The organism is Pseudenhygromyxa sp. WMMC2535 (genome assembly GCF_011083025.2).
In genome coordinates, this window is record NZ_JABJWV010000001.1 from 9,026,043 (window position 1) to 9,051,603 (window position 25,561).

A 25,561-nucleotide genomic window follows, 5' to 3' on the forward strand; every position below is an offset into this window, starting at 1 on the left:
GCGCCCGAATCCCCGAGAACGCGGTGATGCAGGCGAGCGCCTCAGCTCGCGCGCCCGTGCTGCGAGCCCTCGGCCCGCGCTCGCCTGGCTCGCCAGGCCCGGACGCGCGGGTTCATGACGCGGAACCAAAGCGGGGGGACTAGAGCAATCAAGACCATCCCCGCGTAGCCCCAGGGCAGCTGCGGCGCGCCCTCGTGGTGGCGCAGGCGATCGTACTCGCGGCTGGCCAGGTAGTGGTGATCACTGTGCCGAGCGAGGTTGAACAAAAACCAGTTCGACACCCGATGCGCCGAGTTCCACGAGTGCTCGGGCCGGACCCGCTCGGGCCGCCCGCTCTCGAGCTGCGCCCGCTCGAGGCCGTAGTGCTCGATGTAGTTGATCACTTCGAGCAAGCTGAAGCCGATCACCCCCTGGGCCACGAACACCGCCAGGCCGCGGCCGCCAAAGGCCAGGCCCACGCCGAGGTAGAGCGCGGCCAGCTCGAGGGTGTAGCGCAGCCGACGATCCCCCAGCCCACGCACGCCTCGCGCGGCACAGCGGGCGCCCTCGAGGTGCCACGCGCTGATCAGGCCGCCCATCACCGTGCGCGGATAGAAGGCGTAGAAGCTCTCGCCCAGCCGCGAGGTCGCCGGGTCCTCGGAGGTCGCGACCTTGCGGTGATGGCCGAGGATGTGCTCGACGCAAAAGTGAGTGTAGCTGACCGAGCACATCAGGACCTCGGCGCCCGCCCGGTGCAGCCGCTGTTTGCGATGCATCAGCTCGTGGGCGATGTTGATCCCCCCGCCGCCGGTGAGCACCCCCAGCGAGATCACGGCGCCGACCAGGCCCAGCCCCGTGAGCGCCCCGCTGCTCGCCCGCGCCAACACGAAGGCGATGGTCCCGAGCTGCACGGGGATCCACAGCAAGATCGGGGCGTCGAAGCGCAGCTGATGGCCGAGGGCCTCGCTTTGATTGTTCGTGTCCCTGGCCAGGCCGGCGTCCAGCAGCGGCACCGCCACGAAGATGAAGATGAGCGGCGCGAAGCTCCACCCGCCCCCCTGCTCGACGCCGAGGACCAGCATCAGGGGGAGCATGAAGATCAAGAAATAGGGCAGCAGGCGTGACATGGTCGGCTCTCAGTCGCGCAGGAAGAGCAGCCGCGCGAGGGTCAGGGCGTGGTCTTGGCTGCCCCACAGCGGGGCGCGCAGGCTGCCCGCGGCGCTGCGCAGCAGCAGGTCTCCGGCAAATTGAACGACCGCGGCGCGGATCGGCAGGCCCGGGCGCAGGCGCTCGCCACCTTGCTCGCGGACGAAGTCCTCGACGACGCTCAGCAGCGGGACCACGCGCTCGAGCAGGATCGCCTGGCCGTGGGCGCCGCCGCGGCGGCTCGGGTCGTCGCCGTGCTCGGGGTCGTCGATCAGCTCGCGGACGATGATCGGCGCGAGCCCTGGGCGCTCGTCCAAGAAGCCCGCGAAGCCGCGGATCACCGCCTCGAGCCGGGCCTCGAAGCCCTCGCCTTGCTGCATCGCCGACAGCAGGGCCACGCCGAGCTGATCGAAGGCGCGCTCGACCACGGCGCGGTAGAGCACCTCTTTGGTGGCGAAGTGATAGAGCAGCGAGGGCCGGCGGATGCCTGCCCGCGCGGCGATGTCGGCCAGGCGCGCGGGGGCGTAGCCGACGGCGGCGAACTCCGCCTCGGCGGCGGCGAGGATGCGCTCGGGGGTCGAGACCTTGGCGGCGCTCTGGATGGGCCTACCCACGAGTCGATTATTTTCGACTCACGAGTAGAATTGCAAGTTAAAACCAATAGATGAAGTCCGAGAGCCTACCCATGGGTAGACTCTCGGCCTGGAACATTGTTCTTTTTCAGCCCGGAAGCAGCACGAAGGGGTACTGGATCTCGACCTCGCCACCTCCCTTGGGCGCCGGAAAGCGCCAGCGCTCGATGGCCTCGACGATGCAGTGCGTGACCCGGCGATCTCCCACGTCGGTCTCCTCGCCCAGCTCGGCCGTCTCCACCTCACCGTCCTCGCCGACCACGAAGTCCACGCTCACCCGCCCCGCGAGCTCGGGGTCGTCCTTCAGCCCCTCGTTGTAGCAAAAGCGGACCTCGCTGATGTGCGCCGCGACGATCTTGCGAATGACCTCGCGCTCGAGCTCGCCATCGACCCTCACGCCCGGCCCGCCCTTCGCCGCGCCAGGGCGAGGGGCCGCCGCAAAGGAAGCGAGGGCAGCCTCGACCGTCCCCGCGCCCTCGCAGCTGCGCTGCGCGTCGTCGCCGTCGCGCTTGGGGCCCGCGATCCAGGTCTGTCCACGACAGGCCTCGGTCCGCCCGTCCAGGGCGCGCAGCTCGAGCAGCTCACCGACGCTGCGCGAGTCGTCGATGATGTACTGGACGCCGAGGGGCGCCTGCGAGGCGCACAGCTCGGCCTCGAGCTCGGCGAGCGCCTCCGCCCGAGGCAGCGCGCCGCCGGCCAGGCGACAGTCTCCCTGTCCGAGGTCGAAGGGCTGCGACTTCGGAGCCGCGAGGCGCAGCTGGCCGTCGATCAGCGGCAGCGCCCAGGCCATGGTCGAGTCCTCGCCGAGGCGAAGAGACAGGCCGAAAGACCACGGACCCTCGTCCTCCTCGACGAAGCCGCGGGTGTGCTCGAGGGAGAAGCGATAGGCCGCGGGCCCGGCCTCCCCTGCGACCACGACGGCCAGGCCGTCGAAGCCCTCGCGGCCGAGGGTGTGGACCAGGTCGTTCAAGGTCGCCCCGGGCACGCGGTGGTCGATGTAGAGCACCACCTCTTTCCGCAGGTCCGCGCCGCGGGCGAAGGACTCCGCGAGCGCGACGATCTGGTTGCCAGACACGGCGCCAGGTTCGAGGCGGCCGTCTCGTAGCGCGATCCCTTCGGCCTCGGCGCCCTCGATCCACATTTTGTCGAGGCTGACGTCGATCACCACTCCAGCAGGGATCGCGCTGTCGCCTGGCAGCGCCGCGAGGACCACATCCGAGTGCTCGCCGCTCGAGCGCTCACCGATCCCCCTGCCCTGTCGCAGCTCGTCCTCGACCTCGAACTCGACCTCGGGGCTCGGCCTCGGCGTCGTGCTCGCCTCGGCCTCGGGGCAGCGCTCTTCGATGACCACCACCTCGGGCCCCTGGTCTTGCACGGCCAGGGCCACGTAGCCCGCCGACAACGACACCCCCACAGCAAAGGCCAGACCGAGCCTGACCAGCTCATGTTTATCGCGTTGTTTTGTCATGATTAGCTCGTCGACTCCTCTCACTCCTCAATCGTCACACGCACCGTCATCACCCCAGCGCCCAGGCCCTGGGGTTGCCAAGCTTCGACGGCCGACCTCATGCAGCGCGCCAGCGCCTCGGCACCAGGGCCCGGGCGACCGTCGAATTCACTGCCCACGAGGCTGACCGCGCCCGGCTTCAGATCCAGCTCGAGGCGCAGCGCCACCGACTGCTCGCCAGCCTCGGCCTCGGCCCAGGCGCGGGCGCAGGTCGCCAGCGAGTGATGCAGGGGGCGCAGCGCCACGAGACCATCGAGGCGCCCGGCCTGGCCGTCGCTCTCGAACGCCTGGACCGCCACGCCGATCCTCGCCCGCGGCGAGGCGCCGCCGCCCACCCCGATCGGCTCGCGCAGCTGCGCGCGTCGCCGCTGCTCACCCACGAGCACACTCGCGCTGAGCGCGAGCAGCAGCGCAGCGGCGGCGCCCATCCACAGCCAGCTGCGCCCCGCCACGCCCTCGCCCCCTCCCAGCGCCGCCTCGCCCTCTCCCAGCGCTCGCTCGCCCGCAGAGGGCAGCCGCACCACCACGCCCTCGTCGCGCGGCCCCCCCAGCTCCCCGTCCAGACTCAGGTCCAGATCCCCGTCCAAATTCAGGTCGAGCCCTTCGATCAGCGCGTCGGCCTCTTCGCCCAGCGGCGCGAGCCCGCGCTCGAGCGCCTCGCTGAACGCGTCGGGCTCTCCCTCGCGCTCCCACAGATAGTCCTCATTCATGGCACCCCCCTGACGCCGGCTCGGCCGACAGCCGATCCCGCAGACGACTGACCCCGCGGTGTAACTTGACCCGGACCGAGCCCGGGGTCATATCGAGCGCCGCGGCGATCTCCGGGCCGCTGAAGCCCTCGACGAAGCGCAACACCAAGATCTCGCGGTAGTCCTCGGACAGCTCGCCCATGGCGCCCAGCAGGCTCAGGGCGTCGGCCAGCCGCTGCTGCCCCCCCGCACCACCGAGCTCGATGTCTGGGGACCCCGCGGCGCCCTCGACCGCCTGCGGCTCGTGGGCGATCTCGCTACGGTTGGCGTGGCGCTTGAACCAGTCCCGGGCGTAGTTGCGGGCGATCGCGGCCAGCCAGGCGGCGAAGCTCCCCGGCTCGCGCAGCTCTCCGAGCTTGGTCAGGGCCACGGTGAACACCTCCTGCATCGCGTCGCGCAGCTCCGCCCGAGGCAGGCGGCTGAGCAGCACCCCGTGCACCAGGCGTCCGTGGCTGCGATACAGACGCGCGAAGGCCCGACGGTCTCCTGCCTGGGCAGCCTCGACCAACGCGAGGTGCTCGGCCGCCGTCGGCCTCGGGGCTCGCGCCGGGCTCTTTGCCGCGCTCGCGTCGGTCTTCGCTGTGGCCACTGCCCGCATCTTCGGATGGTCCAGAAGAACCACCCACCGGAGTGTTAGCGCGGCCCGAAAATTTTTTGAGCGCCGAGCTCGTCACCCGGCGCCCAAGCGGAGCCCACGCGGGCAAGAGCGCGCTCAGAACCGCCCAGAGAGGCTCAAAGAGGCCCCCGCGCGCGTCGGCGCGACCATCGGCATCCCCACCGTCCGGTCCCGCCAGGCGCCGTAGCGCGAGCGCCGGACGATGCCCGCGATCAGCATCCCGGTCCCCGCCCCCAAGCCCAGGCCCGCCGTGGCCCAGCCCGCGGGGATGCTGCGCGGCGCGTCGAGGCCGTAGTCCACGGCGATCGAGGTGGCGACCGCGCTCATCACCCCGAGGGCGGAGGCCGTGACCCCGCCGACGATCAGCCCGTTGCCGGAGGGGGGCGCGTGCACCCGCGTGGCCGCCTCCCACTCGGCGAGGCGATGCTGGTCGCGGGCCGCCGTGCCCAGCATCAAGCCGCCGCCCACGAGCATCACGACGCCGGCGGGGACGTTGCTGATCAGCGGCGCCGTGGTGTCGCGGCGATCGGCGAACTCCATGGTCGCCGCGACCAGCAGGCCCGCACCGGCGATCAGAAACACCGAGCCGCCCACGAAGCGGCCGCTGCCCGACCACGGCGGCGCGGGGGTCATCTGCATCCTTGGGCCCGCGGGCGCCGGCGGAGCGACGCCCACGACGACGGCCGGCGCGAGGCTGGGCTGGGGCGCGGCACCGACGGGCGCAGGCGCAGCGGAAGCGGGCGCGGGCGAGATCACGAACGCCTCGGTCGACGCGCCTGCGTCGACCACCACCGGCGCAGCCTCGGCCGCCACCGGCGCAGCCTCGGCCGCCACCGGCCCGGCCTCGACCCCCGCCTCGGGATCCACCGCGACCGGGATGAGCTCGCCCACCGGCGCAGCAGGCTCGACCGCCGCAGGCTCCGCCTCGACCTCCTGCGGGAGCGTGGGAGGACCGAGCACGAGCGAGCCACCAAACACGAGCGCGAGCATGGCCTCACTGTATCGGATTTTTGCCGCAGATCGAGGCAATGGCGCACCTTCGCCTCTCCACCAAGGCGCACGCCACGACCCTGCCTCGAGGCTGTAAGACCCGTCCTGGCGGCCCGTTGCGCGAGCACGGGAGGCCCAGCTGCGCGGGCTTTCCCGTGACGTGGAAGCCTGCGTCACGGGGAAGCCCGCAGCATGAGAGCCCCGCGTCACGGGAAACGCCCGACTCGTGCCGCCAGCGTGACACCCCGCTCTCAGGCGGCGCGGCCAGCCAGGCGTCGCGCCCGCCCGCTCACAGCTCGAGCGAGCGCCAGCGACCGCGCGCGAAGATCCGCGCGAGGATCAACATGCGCACGAACCAGTCGCAAAAGGTCGCCAGCCAGATCCCCCGCAGGCCCATGCCCAAGACCACACCGAGCGTCCAGGCCCCGAGCACGCGCACGGCCACGCCCCCGACCAGGGCGGCGATCACCGGTGAGCGCGTGTCTCCGGCGCCGCGCAGGCTGTGACCGAGGACCGCCGTGCTGCCCATGGCCGGCTGCGCGAGGACCAGCACGGGCATGGCGGACATGGCCGTCGAGATCAGCAGCTCGGCCCCCGCCGCGGACTCTCCCGGCGCCACGAACACCGGCAAGGTCCACGGCGCCGTCGCCCAGATCCCCAGCCCGGCGAGGGTCAGGGCCAAGGCACAGGCGACCGCCGCCACGGCGCCGCCTTGGGTCGAGCCGCGCGGGTCTTCGCGACCGAGGCGCTGACCGACGACGGTCGCCGCCGCCACGCCGAAGCCATCGGCGCCCAAAAAGCAGATCGACTCGAGGGTCAGCAGGGCCTGGTTGGCGGCCATGGCCACGGCGCCCAGGCTCGACACGAGGGCGGCGAAGCCCAGGTAGCCGGCGTGAATGATCAGCCGCTCGACCACCGCGGGCGCGCTCAGGCGGATCAAGCGACGCCGCGCGGCGGTCTCCTCGGGATCGCTGCGCAGCGAGAGCAACCCTGCCACGCGCACCGGGCAGCTCGGGCGCTGGAGGATCACCAGGATCAACCCGGCCTGGACCACGTAGGAGATCCCCGTGGCCAGCGCCGCCCCGGCCGCGCCGAGCTCGGGGATGTGCAGCGGCCCCAGCTCGACGCCGAAGATGAACACGAAGTCCCCGATCAGGTTGACGAGGTTGGCGGCCAGGCCCACGCGAAAGGGCGTCCGTGTGTCCCCGCTCCCGTTGAGGATCATCGCCCCGGCAGCGCCGATGAACACGAAGGGGAAGCCCGGGAAGGCCCAGCGCATATAGGCCAGGGCCGCGCCCTCGATCTGCGCGGCGTCCAGGCTGCCCGCGGGCGGGCCGAGGGCCGCGCTGATCAGCGGCGCGGCGATCCAGCCGACCACCCCGACCGCGGCCCCGATCCCCGCCGCGAGGCGCACGGCCGTGCGCGCGACCACCCGCGCCTGCTCGAGCTCACCGGCGCCCACGCGCCTGGCGATCAACGCCACCGTCCCCACGAGCGCGGCAAAGAACACGCTGAACACCGACCAACAGACCGAGCCAGAGATCTGCATGCTCGCCAGCGAGACCTCGCTGTGGCGACCGAGCATGATCCGGTCGACGAGGAAGACCACCGTCTGCAGCAGGCTCGTCAGCACCGCCGGCCCCGTCAGCCGCAGGACCTCGGCGATCACCGAGGGGCCAGCCGCGTTCGCCTCGACGCCCTGCGCACCATGGCCCCGTCCCGCGCCCGCGTTCACGGGTGGGAGCATGCACCGACTCGAGCGTCCAGGCGAGCCGAGAGGACCCTGCCCACGCTCGCCAGCGCGCGGGAAGGCGGCGCCTGGGAGCGCCCTCACCGTGCATCACGCGCGAACGCGTCGCCGCTCTAGCCGATCGGCGGCGGGGGCGGGGGCGGATCGCCAAAGCACACGCCGATCTCGAGGATCATGTAGAGCAGCACCAGCTCCTGCGGGTTGAGGCCCTGGTGAGCCACGCTCGAGGTCTCGAAGGTGCTGTACATCATCCGGCCGCAGCCGTACTCGCCGCTGATCGCCATCGGCCGCATGACGTTGGCGTCATCGCAGGAGCCGCAGGGGCCCGAGACCCAGGCCTGGTGCCCCACGTCGACGAGCTCGCCCTCGTCGTTCTCGACCAGGACCTCGGCGATCTCGTTGATGCCCGAGTAGTTCAGCCGGGTGGTGATCGCCGGCAGCATGTTCAAGGTCGGGTTGCCGCCCCCGATGTCCTTGAGCGCCGGCGGCAGGGCCTCGAGCCAGGCGAGCAGCTCCGCGTCCTGAACGATGGCGATCGACTCGTAGGCCGGCTGAATGTCGGGCGCGTCCGGGTTGTAGAACTCCTGGTAGTTGGGGAAGGGCTCCTCGATGTACTCGTTGGAGTGGTCGGTGGCGTACCACTTGCCCCCCGCCTCGACGTAGTCACGAATGTTCTGCGCGCGAGCCTCCGGCACCGTGGGCGCGATGTCCCAGTACTTCGTCGTCGCGCAGGGCACGAACATGATGTGGAACTGGCTCATGTAGTCGAGGTCGTCGAGGCTCGCCCCCTGATCCGTGTCGGAGATCATCGTGAACTGCTCGGTGCCCGCGACCAGCTGACCGGAGGCGTCGACCTCACCCATGCCGAATTTGGCGAGCACGTTGTAGACGGCGTCGGGGTAGGTCTCGTACACGCCGATGCGAGGGATCCACATGCCCGCGCCGGGGTTCCACTCCCCCGGGAGGTTGCTCTGGTCGACCGCCACGGCGTTGCTGCCCGGGTCGACCACGATGTCGACCACGCGCAGGAACTGCCCCTTTTGGATCACCAGCTGCTGGCCCGAGCCGGACACCGCGGGCAGCGAGAAGCTCCCGTCGGCCTCGGTCAGCACGAAGGGCACGTCGCAGTCGAGCTCGACACACTCGGCGCAGTAGACCCCATCGGGCACGCCCTCGACGACCTCGTCGGTCAGGTAGACCAGCGCGCCGCTGATCGGCAGCTCCATGTTGGGGGCGTAGACCGTGCCCGAGAGCGTCGCGTCCATGTCGGGCCAGTCCGCCTGGGTGCACTCCCCGTCGTCGCCACCGTCGTCGGCGCTTCCCGTGCCCGTGCCCTCGCTGCCCATGTCGAGCAGCGGCCCCGTGCCCTGGTCGTCGTCGCTGCTGCCGACCTCGTCGGCACTCGTGTCCTGGTCATCGGCAGCGGTGTCGGTGAAGATGCCCGTCGACTCGCTCGTGTCGGAGCCGCGGTCGCCACTGCAGGCGAGCGTGAGCAGAGAAAAGGCGCTAATCGAGATCGTGGATAGACGTTGCATGAGGTAGCAAGCCAGCGTGAACACCCAGGAGCCCGTGGTGGAACCCAGCGCGGCTCCTGGCGCCGGGATTTTCGTCGAGGGCGCGAAGCCAAAACGCCGCTGTACCGGGTGTACTGCAAGTTTTGGCGACAAAGCCCTCGGCGAAAAGACCAAGCGAGGTGTCGTGTTGGGTTTCACCACGGGCTCCTAGCCTATCAGCGATCACCGCCCGAGTCGGCTGGGCCTGCGCGCCGCCTGCTGGGTACCGACAACGATGTACCCTGGCGAACGCTGGAGACCCTGCGAGAGCGGCGGCGAGCGAGGAGGCGCGGCGCGGACGTGGATTCCAACTGGCTGCCGCTCTAAAGTACCGAGGTGCTCCTTCGCCTGCGACAGGGCGTACTCCGCCTGCTGCGCCTCAACGCGTCCCCCCACGGCATCGCCCTGGGCTTCGCGCTCGGCCTGGGCCTGTCGCTGATCCCCCTGCCCTTCGTGGGCATGTTCGTGGCCCTCGCCCTCGCGCCGCTGCTGCGCGCGAGCATGCCCGCGACCTACGCCGGCACCGCCGTGGTCAACCCGCTGACCGGCGCCTTCTTCTACTTCGCCGAGCTGTGGATCGGCGCGCGCTTGCTGGGCGTCGCGGCTCCGAGCTGGGCCGAGGTCCGAGCCTTCGACAGCCACGCCTGGGTCGATCTCTTCCTCGACCTGCTCCCAGCCTTCGCGCTGGGCGGGCTCGTCTGTGCCCTGAGCGCGGCGCTGCTCACCTACCCCAGCGTCCGCGCGGCGGCGGCCTGGGTCCAGGCTCGGCACGAAGCGGAGCACGAGGACGAGCGAGAGGACGAGCAGGCAAATTCCTCCCAGTCGGGGAACCTCTCGTGAGCGCGTCGGTCTGAGGCCGGCGGAGCTCACCGATGGACCAAAACCTCGCCGACACCTCCTCCACGCCCACTCCACGCTGGCGACGGCCGCTGCTGCTGCTCTCGGGCGTGTCCTTGCTGACCCTGGGCGCCTTTCTCAACGCCGACGCCCTCGGCCTCGAGTTCGAACCTGCGAAAGACGAGGGCGCGCGCGTCGCCTCCCCCGATGCCAATGCCGATGCCGGGGTCGAGGCCGACGCCGACGCGTCATCCCCCGGGCGGCTCCACGCTGGCGAGGAGGGCAAGATGGGCAAGCCCTCCGCCAAGTCCAAGTCCGGGCTCTACGCCATGGGCGGGCCGAGCTCGGCCAAGCCCCAGACGGCCCGTGAATTCGACCCCGAGGCCGCCGCGCGCAGCCAGGGGATCCTCGGCGTCATGGCCGAGAAAGACAGCAATTTTCTGGCCTCTCCCTACGGTGGGGCCTTCGCCGTCGGCAAAGACGAGGGCGAGGGTGACATCTGGGGCGGTCTGAGCGGCTCGGAGGTCGGCGAGGCCTACGGCGTCGGCGGCCTCGGCCTCGTCGGCACGGGCCGCGGTGGCGGTGGCGTCGGCGGCCCCGGCACGAAGGGCCAACGCAGGGCGGCACCCAACCACGCGCTCCCGGGCGAGGCCTGGACCGGCGGCAGGGATCGCTACGCCCACGTGGTCCCGGCCAGCTTCATCGCCACCGCCAAGGATCCCAAGTCGACCTTCTCCATCGACGTCGACACGGCTTCCTATGCCAACTCCAGGCGCCACCTGCTCGAGTTCGGTCAGCTCCCCCCCGCCGACGCCGTGCGCAGCGAAGAGCTGATCAACTACTTCGACTACGACTACCCCCAGCCCAGCGGCGACCTGCCCTTCTCACTGACCACCGAGGTCGGCCCCTGCCCCTGGAACCCCAGCCACCGCCTGGTCCACGTCGGCCTCCAGGGCAAGCTGCCTCCGGCCGCGGACACACCCGCGCGCAACCTGGTGTTCCTGCTCGACGTCTCGGGCTCGATGTCCGCGTCCGACAAGCTGCCCCTGGTCAAGCGCGCGCTCACGGCCCTGACCGAGCAGCTCGACGCCGACGATCGCGTGGCCATCGTGGTCTACGCCGGCGCCGCGGGGACCGTGCTCGAGCCGACCTCGGGCGATCACAAGCAGACGATCCTCGCCGCCCTCGACCGCCTCGAGAGCGGCGGCGGGACCAACGGCGGCCAGGGCATCGAGGCGGCCTACGCCCTCGCCGAGCGCAACTTCACCGAGGGCGGCGTCAACCGGGTGATCCTCGCCACCGATGGCGACTTCAACGTCGGCCTGTCCGACCACGACGCGCTCATCGAGCTGATCGCCGCCAAGCGCGAGACCGGGGTGTTTCTCTCGGTGCTCGGCTTCGGCACCGGCAACCTCAACGACCACACCATGGAGCAGCTCGCCGACGAGGGCAACGGCAACTACGCCTACATCGACAGCTTCCGCGAGGCTCGCAAGGTCCTCGTCGAGCAGGCCGGCTCCACCCTCGACACCATCGCCAAGGACGTCAAGATCCAAGTCGAGTTCGACCCCGACCAGGTCGCGCGCCACCGGCTGCTGGGCTACGAAAACCGCGTCCTCGCCCACCGCGACTTCGACGACGACAGCAAGGACGCCGGCGAGATCGGGGCCGGGCACACGGTCACGGCGATCTACGAGATCGAGCCAGCCGCGAGCAACCAGGCCGAGCGAGCCAACCCCGATGAGGGCGACGCGCTCATGCAGCTCGCCCTGCGCTACAAGCAGCCCCGGGGCAGCCGCAGCCGCAAGCTCGGCGTCGAGGTCTTCGACGACGGCCACGACCTCGCCCACAGCTCCGCCGACTACCGCTTCTCCGCGGCCGTGGCCGCCTTTGGCGACAAGCTGCGCGGCGTCGAGGACCAGTCCGAGAACAGCTACGCCGACATCCTCGCCCTGGCCGAGGGCGCCCTCGCCGACGACCCCGGCTGCTACCGCCACGAGTTCCTCGAGCTGGTCTGGAAGGCCGCCACGATCTCGGGCGAGACCCTCCCCGAGCCCAATCACAGCTGCGACGAGGCGCCCCAGCCGACGACCCCCTCGCAGCCGATCACGCCCGTGGCCACGACCCCCGAGGACGAGTGCAGCGCGGGCTGCCCCGAGGACCCGGCGCCCGCGCAGGACGAGCCCTTCGACTGGGCCCAGTTCACCCTCGAGGTCCTGCGCCTGCTCCCGCCCCTGCTCGCCCTGCCGATGTTCGTGATGGCCCTGCGTCGGCCGCGTCGGCCGCGTCGGGGTGAGGACTGATCAGCTTGATCAGCCAACCGAGCCCTGAACGCGAAAAGCCCCGGGTCCGCGCGACCTGGGGCTTTTTCGCGTTCGATCACGCCGCGCTCATTCCTCGATCACCACATTCGCCCGCACCCGCTCGACCAGCCGACACAGCGTCTCCACCTCTTTTTTGGTGAAGCCCACGAAGGACACGTCGAGCAGGGCGTTGCTGACCTTCAAAAACCGCGGGAAGGCGCGGTAGGCCTTCTTGGACGGGCGCAGCAAGATCGCCCGGGTGTCCTTGGGGTCGGCCTCGCGGGTGACCCAGCCGGCCTTGGCGAGGGCGCGCACGAAGCGGCCGACGGTGACCTCGGACAGGTTCATCTGCCGGGCGAGCTGGCGCGCGGTCATCGGCGCCTTCTCCTGGAAGAGGATCGTCATCGCGTTGGCCTGCGCGGGGGTCACGTCGCGCAGACGCTCGGCCTCGAGCAGCTGCTGGACGCGCCGCTCCATCTCTCGGTTGATGCGCGAGAGCTCGAGCGCGGTGTCCGACTGCTTGCGACGGTGGGCGAGCTGAGCGCGGCTGGCCATGGCGGGGAGCTTGCCGCCCACCCGTGACCCTGGCAAGCCAGGCCGCCGGCGGCTCGGCGCCCCTTGCCCAGGCGTTGGCGGATCCGGGCTTTTATGCCAAACCAGCGCCATGACCGAGCACGATCAGCGCTGGCGCGAGGATCTTCGCGCTGGCGTCTCGCGGGCCGCGGACCTCGACGAGCTGCCGATCTCCGAGGCAGACCGCGAGGTCGCCCAGCGCTTCAAGGTCCGCGTGCCCGCGTCGCAGCTCGAGCGCATCGACTGGCGCGACCCGGCGGATCCGATCCGCCGCCAGCTGCTGCCCAGCGCCGAGGAGCTGGTCGTGCTCGAAGGCGAGCGCGAGGACCCGATCGGCGATCTCGCCCACAGCCCCGCGCCCCGGGTCACCCACCGCTACCCCGACCGCGCGCTGCTCTATCCCACCTACGTGTGCTCGGCCTACTGCCGCCACTGCTTCCGCAAGGAGTCGATCAACGACGAAAACGCGGGCTTCTCCCGCGAGGCCCTCGGCCCCGCCCTCGACTACTTCGCCAGCACCCCCGCGCTGCGCGAGGTCATCCTCACCGGTGGCGATCCCTTCACCCTCTCCGACGACCAGCTGAGCTGGCTGCGCGCGCGCCTCGACGCCATCGCCCACCTGCGCCTGCTCCGGGTCCACACCCGCGTGCCCGTCACCTTGCCCACGCGCGTCACCCCCGGGCTCGTCGACGCGCTGCGCGGGCGGATGATGACCGCCGTCGTCACCCACTTCAATCACCCGCGCGAGATCAGCCCCGAGGCCGTCGTGGCCTGCCGGCGCCTGCGCGAGGCCGGCTTCATGCTCCTCAACCAGACCGTGCTGCTCGCCGGCGTCAACGACGACGTCGAGACCATGCGCGCCCTCCTCGAGGAGCTCGTCTACAGCCTCGGCGCCAAACCCTACTATTTACACCACTGCGATCTCACCCGCGGCGTCTCGCACTTTCGCACGAGCATCGACGCCGGACTCGAGATCATGCGCGCCCTCAGGGGCGAGCTCTCCGGACTATGCCAACCTACCTACGTGCTCGATCTCCCCGGGGGTGATGGAAAGGTCCCCCTCGGCCCGAGCTGGGTGCGCGCCCGCGAGGGCGACGAGTGGGTGTTCGAGACACCCGACGGCCGGGCTCACGGCTACTGCGAGGTCCTGCGCCGGGGCGAGCGCTGAAGCCTCGGGCGCTGCCCAGCCCAACCACTCAGACGGCGACTCGCTCGGTGTCCCCGTACTTCAGCCAGTAGAGCGCGGACTCGTCCTCCCAAAAGCGGCGCAGGATCTTGTCCGTCCCGCTCTCGCGCGCGACCCGGTTGAGCTGCAAGGCGACCACGTCGCTCTCGACGATCTCGGCGACTCGCTGCACGCCATTTTCGATCCCGAACTGCTGAACCGCCTTGATCTTGTCGGCGACGTCCTGCGAGGCCGGCGAGAACGCGCGAAGATCGGCCTTGATCTTGATGTTGCGCCCCGCGAAGGCCCGGGTCGCCTTCTCGAGATCAGCGATGAAGTCGTCGATCTCGGCGTTGCGAACCAGCCCCGCGAGGTAGAACTCGATGATGGAGTGCGATTCGTCGATGTTGATTTTGTACACCACGACCTCTCAGTGTCTTCAGCCTATCACCACGGTTCTATTTACAGAACCGAATTCTTGGTAATCCAGCCCTCAAAAGCGCGTACGCCGGCTCCGACCGACGAGCAGGCGTTTCCATAGTAATGTAATTTTATTCGCGAATAGGATTCTGCGATTCGCGCATTTTCATGGATCAGTGTTGCTTTTTGACGCACAAAAATTCGTCACTGGGACCAGGATCCCCAAATTCCAGTTCGCGACGCCTGGTGACCAGTCGCCAGCCGACGGGGTGCGCCAGGAGGAGCCCCCGCCGGCATCGCCTGCCAGCGCGACATCGCCCATGGCATCCGATCCCCAGGCGAGCGAACAGCCCCCTCCCTGCGCGTGCCCGAGTCGGCCCGAAGAGGTAGATTCGACGAGATCCCACGCGCGGGCCCGCGCGTGCAGCTCGGGGTACCCGCGCCGGTGATACCCTCGGGCCATGCGCGGGGCCCTGCGGGTGGCATATGCGAGCCTGTGGTGGGCGACCTTCGCCACGGTCTGCGCCCTGATGTTCGTGGGCGCGACGCTGTGCTTCGTGGTCACCGCGCCCTTCGACGAGCGCCGCGTGGTCCAGCACCTCTACTCGTGCTTCTGGGCCCAGATCATGTTCTACATCAACCCCTTTTGGCGGCTGCGGATCGACGGCCGCCAAAAGCTGCCCTGGCGCGGCGCCGCCGTGCTGGTCTCGAATCACGAGTCGCTGGGCGACATCCTGGTGCTCTTTGGGCTCTATCGCCCCTACAAGTGGGTGTCCAAGGCAGCCGTGTTCAAGTCGCCATTCCTGGGCTGGAACATGCGATATAACGGCTACGTGCCCCTGGTCCGGGGTAATAAAGCCAGCATCATCGAAATGAACCAGCGCTGCCACGCCTGGTTGAAAAAAGGCGTACCGATCCTGCTCTTCCCCGAGGGCACGCGCTCCCCGGACACCGAGGTCAAGGCCTTCAAGGACGGCGCCTTTCGCCTGGCCGTGGAGGCTGGCTGCCCGGTGTACCCGATCGCGCTCACGGGGACGGCGGACACCCTCCCCAAGCACGGCCTGGTGGTCAGCCCCCCCGCCAACTGCTGGGTGCGCGTGCTCGATCCCGTCGACCCAGGGCAATTCGCAGGCGACGTCGAGGCCCTGCGCGACCACGTCCGCGCGCAGATCATCGCCGAGAAAGAGCGCATGCTCGCCGCTGGTGGCCCAAACCGAGCGAACTAGCGAAGCTCAGCCAGTGGGCCCGCGCGCCGCGCTATCATCGCGCAGCGAATGAGCGAAGACGCCGTCAACGTCGGCCAGGCCCTCGACAACCTGGTCCACCAGTTCGCCGATCCCTGGTCCTTTCTGCGCGAGCTGATCCAAAACGCCATCGACGCCGGCTCGCGCGAGATCGACGTGCGCATCGAGCACGAGCCGCCAGACGAGGAGGGCGATGGCGGCCCTGGGCTGATGCTCGTCGAGATCGTCGACTCGGGCGAGGGCATGGATCGCGAGATCATCGATACTCGCCTGACCCGGCTGTTCTCCTCGGCCAAGGACGGCGACTACACCAAGATCGGTCGCTTTGGCATCGGCTTCGTCTCGGTGTTCGCAATCGAGCCCGATCTGGTCTGTGTCGACACCGGCCGGGCCGGCGAGTACTGGCGCGTGCTCTTTCGCGCGGATCGTAGCTTCGAGCGCATCGCCCTCGACATGCCCGTCGAGGGCACGACGATCCGCATCTACAAGCAGGCCGACGAGCAGGCCGTCGAGGACGCCCGCGCCCGCGCCCGCGCGGTGCTCGACTATTGGTGCAAGCACGCCAAGGTCGAGCTGCGCCTCGACGACGAGCTGATCACCCGGCCCATGACCCTCGAGGCCGCCTGCGTGCTCACCCACGAAGAGGAGGGCACGCGCCTGCTCCTGGGCCTCGTCGAGGACATCGAGCCGCTGCGCGGCTACTACCACGGCGGCCTGACCCTGCACGAGGAGTACGATGACCGCCTGCCCTTCGTGGCCTTCAAGATCGACTCGCGCTACCTCGAGCACACGCTGACCCGCGACAACGTGATCCGCGACGAGAACTACGACAAGGCCATGGCGATCATCGCCAAGCTCGCGGCCACGCGCCTGCCGGCGGCGCTCTTCGCCGAGCTGGCCGCGCGCACCGCCGCCGGCGACCAGGGGCCGCAGGTCGACTTCCTGCGCGCGCGGGCCCTCGACTACGTCGTGGGCGCGCGCGCGGGCGAGTTCAGCCTCGACGAGAGCGTGTGGCGAGCAGCGATCTTTCCCCGGGTCGGGGGACCGCCCTGCTCGATCGCCGACCTGCGCGCGCGCAAGCGCAAGCTCGACATCTGGCTGACGCCCACGGCCGAGCCCGGCCCCGTCGGCGAGGCCCTGCTCGCCCAGGGTGCCCCGCTGCTGCGCGAGGTCGACAACGACCAGGTCCTCGAGGCGCTGGTCCGCGTCGGCGCCGAGCACAGCCCGCGCAGGCTCGACGAGCTGTGCACGGCCACGCCCTCCACGACCCACGAGCTCGCCCGCTGGCGCCCGCTGGTCGCGGCCCTGCGCGCGCTCTTGCAAAGCCGCGACGCCAGGATCTCGGCCATCGAGCTCGGCCACCTCGCCTACCCCGGCTCGCCCGTGGCCGGGCACGTGGCGATCACCCAGGCCAGCTTTGGCGCGCTCACCCCCGTCGCCGAGATCGGCAAGCTCGAGCAGGGCTGGCTGGCCAGCAAGCGCGTCGTCGTCGTCAACGCCGACCACCCCACCGTCGCCCACCTGCTCGAGCTCGCGGGCCCCGGCGACGCCGGTGAGCCCGAGCTCGCCGCCTACCTGATGCTCAAGCTCTTCTACCTGCGCTCGGCCCTCAGCCCCGAGCTCGACAGCGCGCTGGCGACCGCCGCCGCAGAGGCCCGATGGCAACGCTCGATCAACTAGTCTCGGCGCTCCGCGCCGAGGGCGAGCTCGACTCGCATGGTCAGTTCACCCTCGACCGCGAGCAGGCCCGAGCCAAGATGCAGAAGTTCCAGCTCGCCGACGCGCGCCGCTACGTGCTTGAGCTGGTCCAGGCCGCGAGCCTGCGCGGCGCCGATCGTCTGGTGTTCGAGATCGACACCGACGACATGCGCCTGAGCTTCGCCGGCGAGGTGTTCACCCCCGCGGAGTTCGATGACCTCTATGGCTCGCTCTTCAACGACGCGAGCGGGCGGCGCGTGGACGGTCAGCGCCAGCTCGCGCTCGCGCTCAACGCCGCGATGGGCATGAACCCCAAGTTCATCACGGTCCACAGCGGGGCGACGAGCCTGACCATGCGCCCCGGCCAGCCCGACGAGCTCAGCCCGCTCGAGCCCGCCCTCGGCCACACCAAGATCCACGTGCGCCAGCGCCTGCACCCGCGGCTGATCCTCGAGTTCTTTCGCAGCCTGCGCGGGCGCCTGGACGAAGAAGAGCACCTGCGCGAGCGCTGCGCCCACGCCCGGATGAAGATCGAGCTCGACGGTGAGCAGCTCAGCCCGCGCCCCAAGGCCGTGGCCGAGAGCCTGCTCGAGCTGCCCATCGAGGGCCCCGGCTTCTTCGGCACCATCGCCTTGGCCCAGACCCGCGACGCCACCGAGCTGCGCCTGGTCAAGGACGGGGTGTGGATCGATCACCGCCGCCTGCCCGAGTGCGGGACCAACATCATCGCCATCGTCGAGGGCGAGCACCTGCGCAAGGACGTCTCGCAGGCCAAGATCGTCAGCGACGCCGCCCTCGAGGCCATCGTCGCCGCGATCAAAACGCAGCGCTGGCGCCTGTGGTGGACCGCCTTCGAGCTCGCCCAGCGCGAGGACGGCGGCGCGCTGACCCAGCGCTCGAGCCTCGAGTGGCTCCGCGCCCAGGTCAACGCCTGGGTCCGCACCCAGCTCCTCGACCACGCCAGCTTCGAGGAGCTGCGCGACAACCCCGACGCCCTGGCGCTGTGCGAGCAGGTGTGCTGGCCCGACGCCCGCGGGGGTCAAGACGCGCGCTGGGTCAGCCTGCGCGAGCTCATCGAGCTGCAAAAAGGCGGCGAGACCCCCCGCTTCGTCGTGCGCGAGTATCCGCTGATCCCCGCCGAGGGCCCGCCGATCATCCAGCTCGACGGCCACGTCGAGGCCAAGCGCCTCGCCAAGCTGCTCGGCGGCCTCGACAACTACGAGCGCCACTGTAGCCACCTCCAGCGCCGCGAGGCCGGGCGCCGAGCCTGGCGCGGGCGCCCAGGGCAGCCGTTGCTGGCCAAGGAGCTCTCGATCCTCGCCGGCGCCTCGATCCAGGCCGAGGGCATGCTCGGCGAGATCGCCGTCGTCGACGACATCCTCGGGCTGCCCAGTCAGCCGCCCCCGATGCGCGCGACCTTGGTGCAGGATGGCCACGTCCTCGGCGAGGTCACGCTCGACCTCGGCATCCCCAGCACCCGGCTGGCGATCGCAGCCGACTTTTGCCCGAGCGAGTACTACGACGACGCCGTCCGCGACGACCGCTTTGCCACGGTCATCCTCGACTCGCTCGCCGCCCTCGCCGGGGTGCTGCCCACGCTCTACCACCGCCTCGTCGAGGCGGGCGACGCCGCCAACGCCCGCGGGATCGTCAAGCGCTGGCTGACGCTGATGCTCGTGCCCGAGCAGCGCGTCGCGGCCATGCGCCACCTTGGCGTGCAGACCCAAGAGCAGGCTCCGCCAGCGCCCCTGCCCAAGTGGGCCGCCCCCGGCCTCCCGCTCGAGCTCTCCCGCGAGCGCCTCGCCGAGAACACGCTCGCGCCTCTGGCCGAGCTCCCGCTCTTCCTCGACTTCGCCGGCGCGCGCCTGAGCCTCGGCGAGCTCGCCCAGTGGCGCGAGCGCGAGGGCAGCGTCGCCTACCTGCCTTGGGGCGCGGATATCAGCGGCCTGTCCAAGCTCCCCCGGCTCGCCCGCCTCGGCCCCGACGACCTCACGGTCCTCCGCGCGCTCCTCGGTGACGACGCGCTGCGCCCATGGACCGAGCTGCTCGAGGCGCACCGGGCCGAGCAGGCGTTCATGCGCCGGCCCGCCCGCTCCCTCGACGCGGCCCTCGCCGAGCTCGATCCTCGGCCCACCTTCACCCGCCATTTCGTGGACGCGGCCGGGCGCGAGGGCTACATCGCCCTGGCCTCGGAGGCCGCCGCGGACACCCTCGACCTCGACGAGCCCAGCGCGCGCGGCCTCGCCACCGTGCTCCTGCACCAGCGCGTCATCGCCAAGGTCCCCTTCGCCGCCAGCTTTGGCCCCCTGGTCTGCGCCCTCGTCGACCCGCAGCTGCGCGCGGACACGAGCTGGTCGCAGCTGGTCGAGGACGCCAGCCAAGACGCGCTGCTCGAGGCCCTGCGCGACGAGTCCGAGGCGCTGCGCGACCAGCTCTGCGCTGGCCTGCCCACGCTCGCGGACATCTCAGACGCCGACGGCGCCCGCCACCGACACATTCGCACTGCCCTGCTCGAGGCCGCCTGGAAGCAGCTCGACGCCAAGCCGTCCACGCGCCCCGAGGCGCTGTGGTCCGCCGCGCTCCTGCCCACCATCGACGGCCGCCACCTCAGCCTCCTCGACGCCGCCGAGATCATCGCCAAGCACGGCGAGCTCGAGGTCGTCTCCCCCGAGCTCAGCGCGGTGGAGATCGAGCCGCCGGCGATCCTCACCCTCGACTCGGTCCAGCGCGAGTTCGTCGAGGCCCTCCTCGACGGTCGGCTCGTCGACGGCGCGGCCCGGATCAGCCGCGTGGGCGTGCGCAACGATCTGCTCGCGCTCCCGACCATCGACGCCCCCCGCCTCGACGGCAACCACGACGACATCCTCGTGCGCGTCGAGGTCCGAGGCGGCGAGGTCGGCCTGGCCTGGCGGCGCGAGCCCGGCCTGCGCCTGACTCTGTGCACCGCCGGGCGCCTGGTCGGCAGCGTCGAGCGCCCAAACCCCCTGCCCATCGAAGCGATCGTTTTCGACGACCGCCTGCCCCTGCTCCCGGGCGCCAAGCTCGACGCCGACGCCAGCCAGGTCCGCGCGCACCTGCGCCACTGTCGACGCAAGCGCCCCGAGCTGATCCTCGCCTTGAGCCGGCGCTTTCGCGCCCTCGAGGGCGAGCAGCACGACGCCGCCTGGGCCATGCTCGTGCGCCACATCGACGACGAGCTGCGCCGCGACGAGGATCGCCGAGAGGTCCGCGAGCAAGCCCTCGCGGCCGCCTTCGCGGTCGCCGGTTTTCGCGACCTGTGGGGCGAGGCGTGGAGCTTCGAGGCGATCCTCGCCTTCGTCGGCGAGGGCGCCCGCCTCGAGGTCCTCGAGCGTCGCCCCCACACCCTGCCCGAGTCCGAGGGCGCCCGCGCGCTCGGGCGCCTGGTGCTGGTCACCAGCGAGCTCGAGAACACCCTGCTCGAGACTCGCTTCAACGTGCTGCGCAGCGACGGCCGCTGGCTGGTGCTCCGCGACGAGCTCGAGCGCCTGCGCGACGCCCCGCGCCTCGACCTCTCTCGCCTCGGCGCCGACGCCCTGATCGTCCGCAAGGCCCACGTCGCCGGCGACCTCGAGGCCACCTTGTGGCTGCCGCGCGAGCACGATCCCCTGCGCGCGCCGCCGCTGCCCCTGCACTTCGCCCACGGTCAGATGGTCGCCGCCGAGCACCCCGACTTTCTCCCCGCCTTGACCTGCGCTGGCGTCGTGACCGGGCCGCAGATGACCACCGAAGGCGGCCGCCCGATCCTCGACGACCGCCAGCGCAGCAGCCTCGAGCGCCAGCTCGTCGTGCTCTACGGTGATCTGTGCGCGCAGGTCCTCAGCAAGAAGCTGAGCGCCACGGACCACGAGCTCGCCCTCGCCTACCTCGCGCGGGCGACCGTCGGCCTCGAGGCCGGGCTGGCCGCCAGGGACGAGCGCCTCGAGCAGCTGGGCAAGCGCGTGTACAAGCTCCAGCGCAGGCTCGCGCACTGCGTCCCGCCGACCCTCACCCAGTCGCTGCGCGCCGCGCCCGAGCCGGCCGCGCCCAGCGTCGACGCGACTCTCCCCCCAAAGCAGGTCGACGCCGACCCCCCGAAGGCCACCCCGGCTCCTTCACCGCAGCCCGAGCCCAGCAGCGAAGCTCTCCCGGCGGAGCCTGCCCGCGTCGATCCCCAGCTCGCGCTCCTTCGGGCGCTCCACGAGCAGCTGGACTGGGCCCGCAAGCGCCACGGCGAGGCCCTACTCCACGAGCTCGCGCTCGCACAGATCGACATCGGCCCGCTCGAAGAAGAGGGCATCGTCGGCGCAGACCTCGGCGGCCTCCTGCTGCGCCGCGACCACCCCATCGTCACCCGCCTGCTCGGCCAGGCCCCGAACTTCGACCCCGTCGACCTCGCCTTCCTCGTCGCCGCCGTCTACCGGGCGATGAACGAGCTCGCCGAGGAGATCGTCGACGACGACGAGCGCGACTTCGTGGCCGCGCTCGCCGAGGCCCTGGTGCTGGCGCGGCGGGTCTGAGCGCCGCCGGGCTCAGCTGGGCTCGGGCTCGGGCTTCTCCGGCTCTTCGTCCATCCCCTGCGCGGCCTCCGAGGGCTCGCCATCCTCCTCGGCGGGCGTCTCTTCATCCTCGGCGGTCGCCTCTTCATCCTCGGCGGTCGCCTCTTCATCCTCGGCGGTCGCCTCTTCATCCTCGGCGGGCGTCTCTTCATCTTCGGCGGTCGCCTCTTCATCTTCGACGGGCGCCTCCCTATCCTCGGGCATCACCTCCACGTCGTCAGCGACCACCTCGACGTCATCGCCAGGCGCCTCGGCCTCGTCGGACGCCTCCGCCGCGTCCTCGACAGGAAGCGCCTCAGCAGGCTCTTCCAAGTCGTCCGAGGGCTCGTCGCCATGCGCCACGGAGGCCTCCACCTCGCTCGCGGGCTCAGTCGCGTCATCGGAGAGCGCCTCTTCGTCCGCCGCGGATGCCTCCACCGCTACGACAGGCTCATCCGCGTCATCCGCGGCCGCCTCTTCACCCTCGGCGGGCGCCTCCACCTCGCTCGCAGGCTCACCCGCAGCGACCTCTTCATCCTCGACGGACGCCTCCGCCTCATCGCCAGGCTCATCCGCAGCGGCCTCTTCATCCTCGACGGACGCCTCCGCCTCATCGCCAGGCTCATCCGCAGCGACCTCTTCATCCTCGACGGACGCCTCCGCCTCATCGCCAGGCTCATCCGCAGCGACCTCTTCATCCTCGACGGACGCCTCCGCCTCATCGCCGGACGCGTCATCGCCAGCGACGGGCGCGTCATCCTCGAGCTCCTCCCCCTCATCCTCCGCGACGGCCTCGGGCTCCTGATCACCCGCGATCACCTCGTCGGTAGCGCCCTCCTCGAGCGCCTCCAGCTGCTCCAAGTCGCTCTCCGCAGCGTCCGAGCCGTCCTCCTCGGGCGCCTCTTCAGATCCCTCCAGGCTGTCGGACTCATCCGACTCCCCCTCGAGATCCTTCGGCGCATCAGCGCCCTCGATCTCTTCGTAGTCCTCCGGCTCGGAGACCTCGGGAGCCTCTACGTCGTGATCGGACGAGTCGGACTCATCGCTAGCCTCATCACCGACGAGGTCGTCACCCGACTCGTCATCGCCAGACTCGTCATCGCCAGACTCGTCAGACGAGTCGCCGGGCTCGCCGGTGACTTCGTCCTCGTCATCGCCGGACTCACCCGCCCCAGCGTCATCAGACGAATCATCGTCATCGGACCCTTCAGACTCGTCATCGTCAGACTCGTCATCATCAGACTCATCCACACCATCATCGTCAGACTCGTCATCGTCAGACTCGTCGTCGCCAGACTCGTCATCGTCAGACTCGTCATCGTCAGACTCGTCATCGTCATCAGACTCATCGTCAGACTCGTCATCGTCATCAGACTCATCGTCAGACTCGTCATCGTCATCAGACTCATCGTCAGACTCACCTTCGCCGTCGTCGTCAGACTCGTCCGAGTCCTCGTCCTCGTCCTCCTCGTCCTCATCCTCATCACCCTCGACACGCAGCCGCGGCACGAGGTCGTCCTCTCCGTAGTCCTCCGCCTCATCCCCGAGATCGACCGGCTCGTCCGGCTCCTCCGGCAGATCCCAAGCGTGCTCGTCGGCCGCGTGCAGCCCCCCGCGCACAGACTCCGGTAGCGCATCCACCAGGCCATCGAAGGCCTGCAGCGCCGCCAGCAGGATCTCGAAGTCCCCGACCTCGAGCGCCGCCTCCGCGTCGCGCTGCCACTGGCGCAGGCTGGTCTGGAGCAGATCGTCGATCTTCACCCGCGGATCCGTCAGCCAGCTCTCGATGCTTCGCCCGAGCTCCTGCACCCGACGACGCACGTCATCGGCGCGGTCGCGCAGGGCCTGCTCGTGCGCGTCGCGGCGGGCCAGCTCGCGCAGGCGCAGCACGGCCCGCTCGCTCAGCCCCAGGCGCTGGATACGGCGCAGCGCCGCCCGCTTCTTGCGGACCACCTCGTCGATGCGCGCGTCCAGGCGACCGCTGCGATCGATCTCGAGGTGCAGCTCGATCTTCCGGCGCTCACCCGCGACGTTGAGGCGCATCACCGGCCAGCGCACGTCGTCGTCGCCCTCGAGCAGCTCGAAGTTGGCGGGGCGCCAGTCCGGGCGCTCGAAGGCCACGGTGTGGTGCACCGGCAGCGGGGTCCCGCGCTCGATCACTCGCCGCGCCTCGCCAGCGCCCTCCACCCCCTCGTCGAGGCGGCGCAGCCAGACGTCGTGGCTGGCGACCTCGACCAGCTGGAGGGTCGGGCGTCGCTGACCGCGGCGGTAGGCCTCGAGGGCCAGGCCGCGGACCACGAAGTCCTCGTCGAAGGCGGGGTTGGCCAGCTCCGTGTCCGGGACGCGGCCAAAGAGCGCCTCGATGCGGTCTTGGAGCACCGGCACCCGGCTGCTGCCGCCCACCATGATCACCCCGTCGAGCTCGCGCCCGTCGACCCCGGCGTCAGCCACCACGGCCGCGGCCAGGGCTGCGGTCTCCTCGACGAGATCGCGGATCAGCCGCTCGAAGGTCTCGCGCTCGAGATCGACGAAGAGGTGCTTGGGGCCGCTGGCGTCCGCCCACAGGTAGGGCAGACGCAGCTCGACGCGCTCCTCGTCGGAGAGCGCCCGCTTGCCCTTCTCGGCCACGTCCTGCATCCGCGCCCGGACCGTGGCGTCGCCCGCCAGCTCGATCTCGTGATCCGCGACGAAGCGATCCTCCAGCCACTCGACAAGACGATCATCGATGTCGAGGCCGCCGAGGTCGGTGCGGCTGCGACCCGCGAGGATCTCCACGCCCCCGGCGTCGACCCGCAGCACCGAGGCGTCGAAGCTGCCGGCGCCGAGATCGAGGAGCAGGACGGTCTGCTCGCTGGCGACCTCTTCCTGCTCGTCTTCGTCCTCTTCGCCTTCCTCGCCGTCTTCGCCCTCTTTGCCCTCTTCGCCCTCGGCCGCTTCGGAGCCCTCGCTCTCCTCGCCCTCTCGCGCGCCGGCGTCTTCCCCCTCCGCGTCCTCGTCGTCTTCCTCGTCCTCGTCGTCCTCGTCGTCCTCGTCGTCCTCGTCCTCCTCGTCCTCGATCTCCGCCACGGGCACCGGCGAGTGCATCGCCCCCAGCGCCTCCTCGAGGCGATCGAGACCCAGCGCCCGCTGGCCCTCGCGCTCGAGCATCAGCCAGGCCAGGGCCGCGGCGGTGGTCCCGTGCACGAGCTCGGCCTCGGGTAGATCCGCGATCACCAGGGCTTGCTGCACCGCCCGGCGGCGGGCGTCGCTCGCCCCGGGGGGCACCGCCACGAAGATCCGCTCGAAGACGACGTCGTGGTCCCGCCACAGCTCCGAGACCATGGCCCGGATCAGATCCGCGAGCACCCGCGGCACCGGCCAGACGTCCTCGGCCAGGAGCATGTGCACGTCGCCGCCGGGGCCCCGGCGCACGGGCACCTGCCGCCAGGAGCCGCCCTCGACGGGGGCGAGCTCGTAGCGCGAGCCCGCGAGACGCGGCGCGGCCTGGATCTGCTTGCGCGGCTCGGTGATCGTCAGCCGACGAGACACGTCGCCGAGCACCGGCGCCGCGCCGTCGAGCCCCACCATCGTCGGCACCCGACCGCCGAGCAGCGGCCACGTGGCCACCCGAGGGCGCCCATCGATGATCAGACAGGCTCGGCAGTAGGCGGTGCCGATGTCGAGGGCGAGCAGGGCTTCGGGCGCGGGCGGGGTCTTGGACGAGGATCGGGAGGCGGCCATGCGGGTCTCGGAGTCCGGGGCGCGCAGCCTACGAAGGGGGGGATCGCTGTCAAGCCACCAAAGCCCCGCGAGCGGCCATCAGGGGCGCTTTGCGCGGTGCTTTTCCCCCCGCGCGCAGCGCTGCTCGGAGATCACTCGCGCGCG

General features: G+C 70.7%; 17 protein-coding genes. 6 read left to right on the forward strand and 11 right to left on the reverse strand.

Going from position 1 to position 25,561, the window contains the following annotated elements; genetic code table 11:
• Window positions 1-41 precede the first annotated feature (41 nt).
• The 8 genes from G6O69_RS34765 to G6O69_RS34800 form a co-directional block, all read right to left on the reverse strand.
• A complete protein-coding gene (locus G6O69_RS34765; protein WP_172307769.1) occupies window positions 42-1,106 on the reverse strand; it encodes an alkane 1-monooxygenase in 1,065 nt (354 codons plus the stop codon).
• Between the two features lie 9 nt (window positions 1,107-1,115).
• Window positions 1,116-1,739: a TetR/AcrR family transcriptional regulator gene (locus G6O69_RS34770; protein WP_172307770.1), complete on the reverse strand. Its 624-nt coding sequence runs from the start codon at window positions 1,737-1,739 to the stop codon at window positions 1,116-1,118.
• Window positions 1,740-1,845: 106 nt separating this feature from the next.
• Window positions 1,846-3,165: an AgmX/PglI C-terminal domain-containing protein gene (locus tag G6O69_RS34775; RefSeq protein ID WP_172307771.1), complete on the reverse strand. Its 1,320-nt coding sequence runs from the start codon at window positions 3,163-3,165 to the stop codon at window positions 1,846-1,848.
• 80 nt (window positions 3,166-3,245) lie between these two features.
• Window positions 3,246-3,974, reverse strand: coding sequence for a hypothetical protein (locus G6O69_RS34780; RefSeq protein WP_172307772.1), 729 nt, complete (start codon window positions 3,972-3,974; stop codon window positions 3,246-3,248).
• Window positions 3,967-4,602 carry a sigma-70 family RNA polymerase sigma factor gene (locus tag G6O69_RS34785; protein WP_172307773.1) on the reverse strand — a complete coding sequence of 212 codons (636 nt, stop codon included), beginning with the start codon at window positions 4,600-4,602 and terminating at the stop codon, window positions 3,967-3,969. The genes G6O69_RS34780 and G6O69_RS34785 overlap by 8 nt, the downstream gene beginning before the upstream one ends.
• Before the next feature lie 123 nt (window positions 4,603-4,725).
• On the reverse strand, window positions 4,726-5,619 hold the full coding sequence (locus G6O69_RS34790; protein WP_172307774.1) for a hypothetical protein: 894 nt from the start codon (window positions 5,617-5,619) through the stop codon (window positions 4,726-4,728).
• A gap of 289 nt (window positions 5,620-5,908) precedes the next feature.
• Window positions 5,909-7,366 carry an MATE family efflux transporter gene (locus G6O69_RS34795; protein ID WP_176397263.1) on the reverse strand — a complete coding sequence of 486 codons (1,458 nt, stop codon included), beginning with the start codon at window positions 7,364-7,366 and terminating at the stop codon, window positions 5,909-5,911.
• Window positions 7,367-7,482: 116 nt separating this feature from the next.
• On the reverse strand, window positions 7,483-8,904 hold the full coding sequence (locus G6O69_RS34800) for a hypothetical protein (RefSeq protein ID WP_172307776.1): 1,422 nt from the start codon (window positions 8,902-8,904) through the stop codon (window positions 7,483-7,485).
• Between the two features lie 354 nt (window positions 8,905-9,258).
• Between G6O69_RS34800 and G6O69_RS34805 the strand changes: the two genes are divergently transcribed.
• Complete coding sequence (locus tag G6O69_RS34805) at window positions 9,259-9,762, forward strand: DUF2062 domain-containing protein (RefSeq protein WP_172307777.1); 504 nt, start codon at window positions 9,259-9,261, stop codon at window positions 9,760-9,762.
• A 32-nt stretch (window positions 9,763-9,794) separates the two neighbouring features.
• A complete protein-coding gene (locus tag G6O69_RS34810; RefSeq protein WP_172307778.1) occupies window positions 9,795-12,062 on the forward strand; it encodes a VWA domain-containing protein in 2,268 nt (755 codons plus the stop codon).
• A gap of 87 nt (window positions 12,063-12,149) precedes the next feature.
• Here the strand turns inward: G6O69_RS34810 and G6O69_RS34815 are convergent, their stop codons facing one another.
• Entirely contained in the window at window positions 12,150-12,617 is a 468-nt protein-coding gene (locus tag G6O69_RS34815) for a MarR family transcriptional regulator (protein ID WP_172307779.1), read from the reverse strand.
• A 109-nt stretch (window positions 12,618-12,726) separates the two neighbouring features.
• Here G6O69_RS34815 and G6O69_RS34820 point away from each other — a divergent pair, with 109 nt between their 5' ends.
• Window positions 12,727-13,803, forward strand: coding sequence for a KamA family radical SAM protein (locus G6O69_RS34820; protein WP_172307780.1), 1,077 nt, complete (start codon window positions 12,727-12,729; stop codon window positions 13,801-13,803).
• A 28-nt stretch (window positions 13,804-13,831) separates the two neighbouring features.
• On the opposite strand, the gene G6O69_RS34825 is transcribed toward G6O69_RS34820, so the two are convergent.
• A complete protein-coding gene (locus G6O69_RS34825) occupies window positions 13,832-14,224 on the reverse strand; it encodes a hypothetical protein (protein ID WP_275943096.1) in 393 nt (130 codons plus the stop codon).
• Window positions 14,225-14,681: 457 nt separating this feature from the next.
• Here G6O69_RS34825 and G6O69_RS34830 point away from each other — a divergent pair, with 457 nt between their 5' ends.
• From G6O69_RS34830 to G6O69_RS34840, 3 genes are read left to right on the forward strand one after another with little or no spacing between them, the layout of a single operon-like run.
• Window positions 14,682-15,446: a lysophospholipid acyltransferase family protein gene (locus G6O69_RS34830; RefSeq protein ID WP_172307781.1), complete on the forward strand. Its 765-nt coding sequence runs from the start codon at window positions 14,682-14,684 to the stop codon at window positions 15,444-15,446.
• Between the two features lie 48 nt (window positions 15,447-15,494).
• A complete protein-coding gene (locus G6O69_RS34835) occupies window positions 15,495-17,144 on the forward strand; it encodes an ATP-binding protein (RefSeq protein ID WP_172307782.1) in 1,650 nt (549 codons plus the stop codon).
• Window positions 17,123-21,679, forward strand: coding sequence for a hypothetical protein (locus tag G6O69_RS34840; RefSeq protein WP_172307783.1), 4,557 nt, complete (start codon window positions 17,123-17,125; stop codon window positions 21,677-21,679). The genes G6O69_RS34835 and G6O69_RS34840 overlap by 22 nt, the downstream gene beginning before the upstream one ends.
• 12 nt (window positions 21,680-21,691) lie before the next feature.
• Here the strand turns inward: G6O69_RS34840 and G6O69_RS34845 are convergent, their stop codons facing one another.
• The gene (locus G6O69_RS34845; RefSeq protein ID WP_172307784.1) at window positions 21,692-25,417 is read right to left on the reverse strand and encodes an Hsp70 family protein; all 3,726 of its coding nucleotides are present in this window, start codon (window positions 25,415-25,417) and stop codon (window positions 21,692-21,694) included.
• Between the last annotated feature and the right edge of the window lie 144 nt (window positions 25,418-25,561).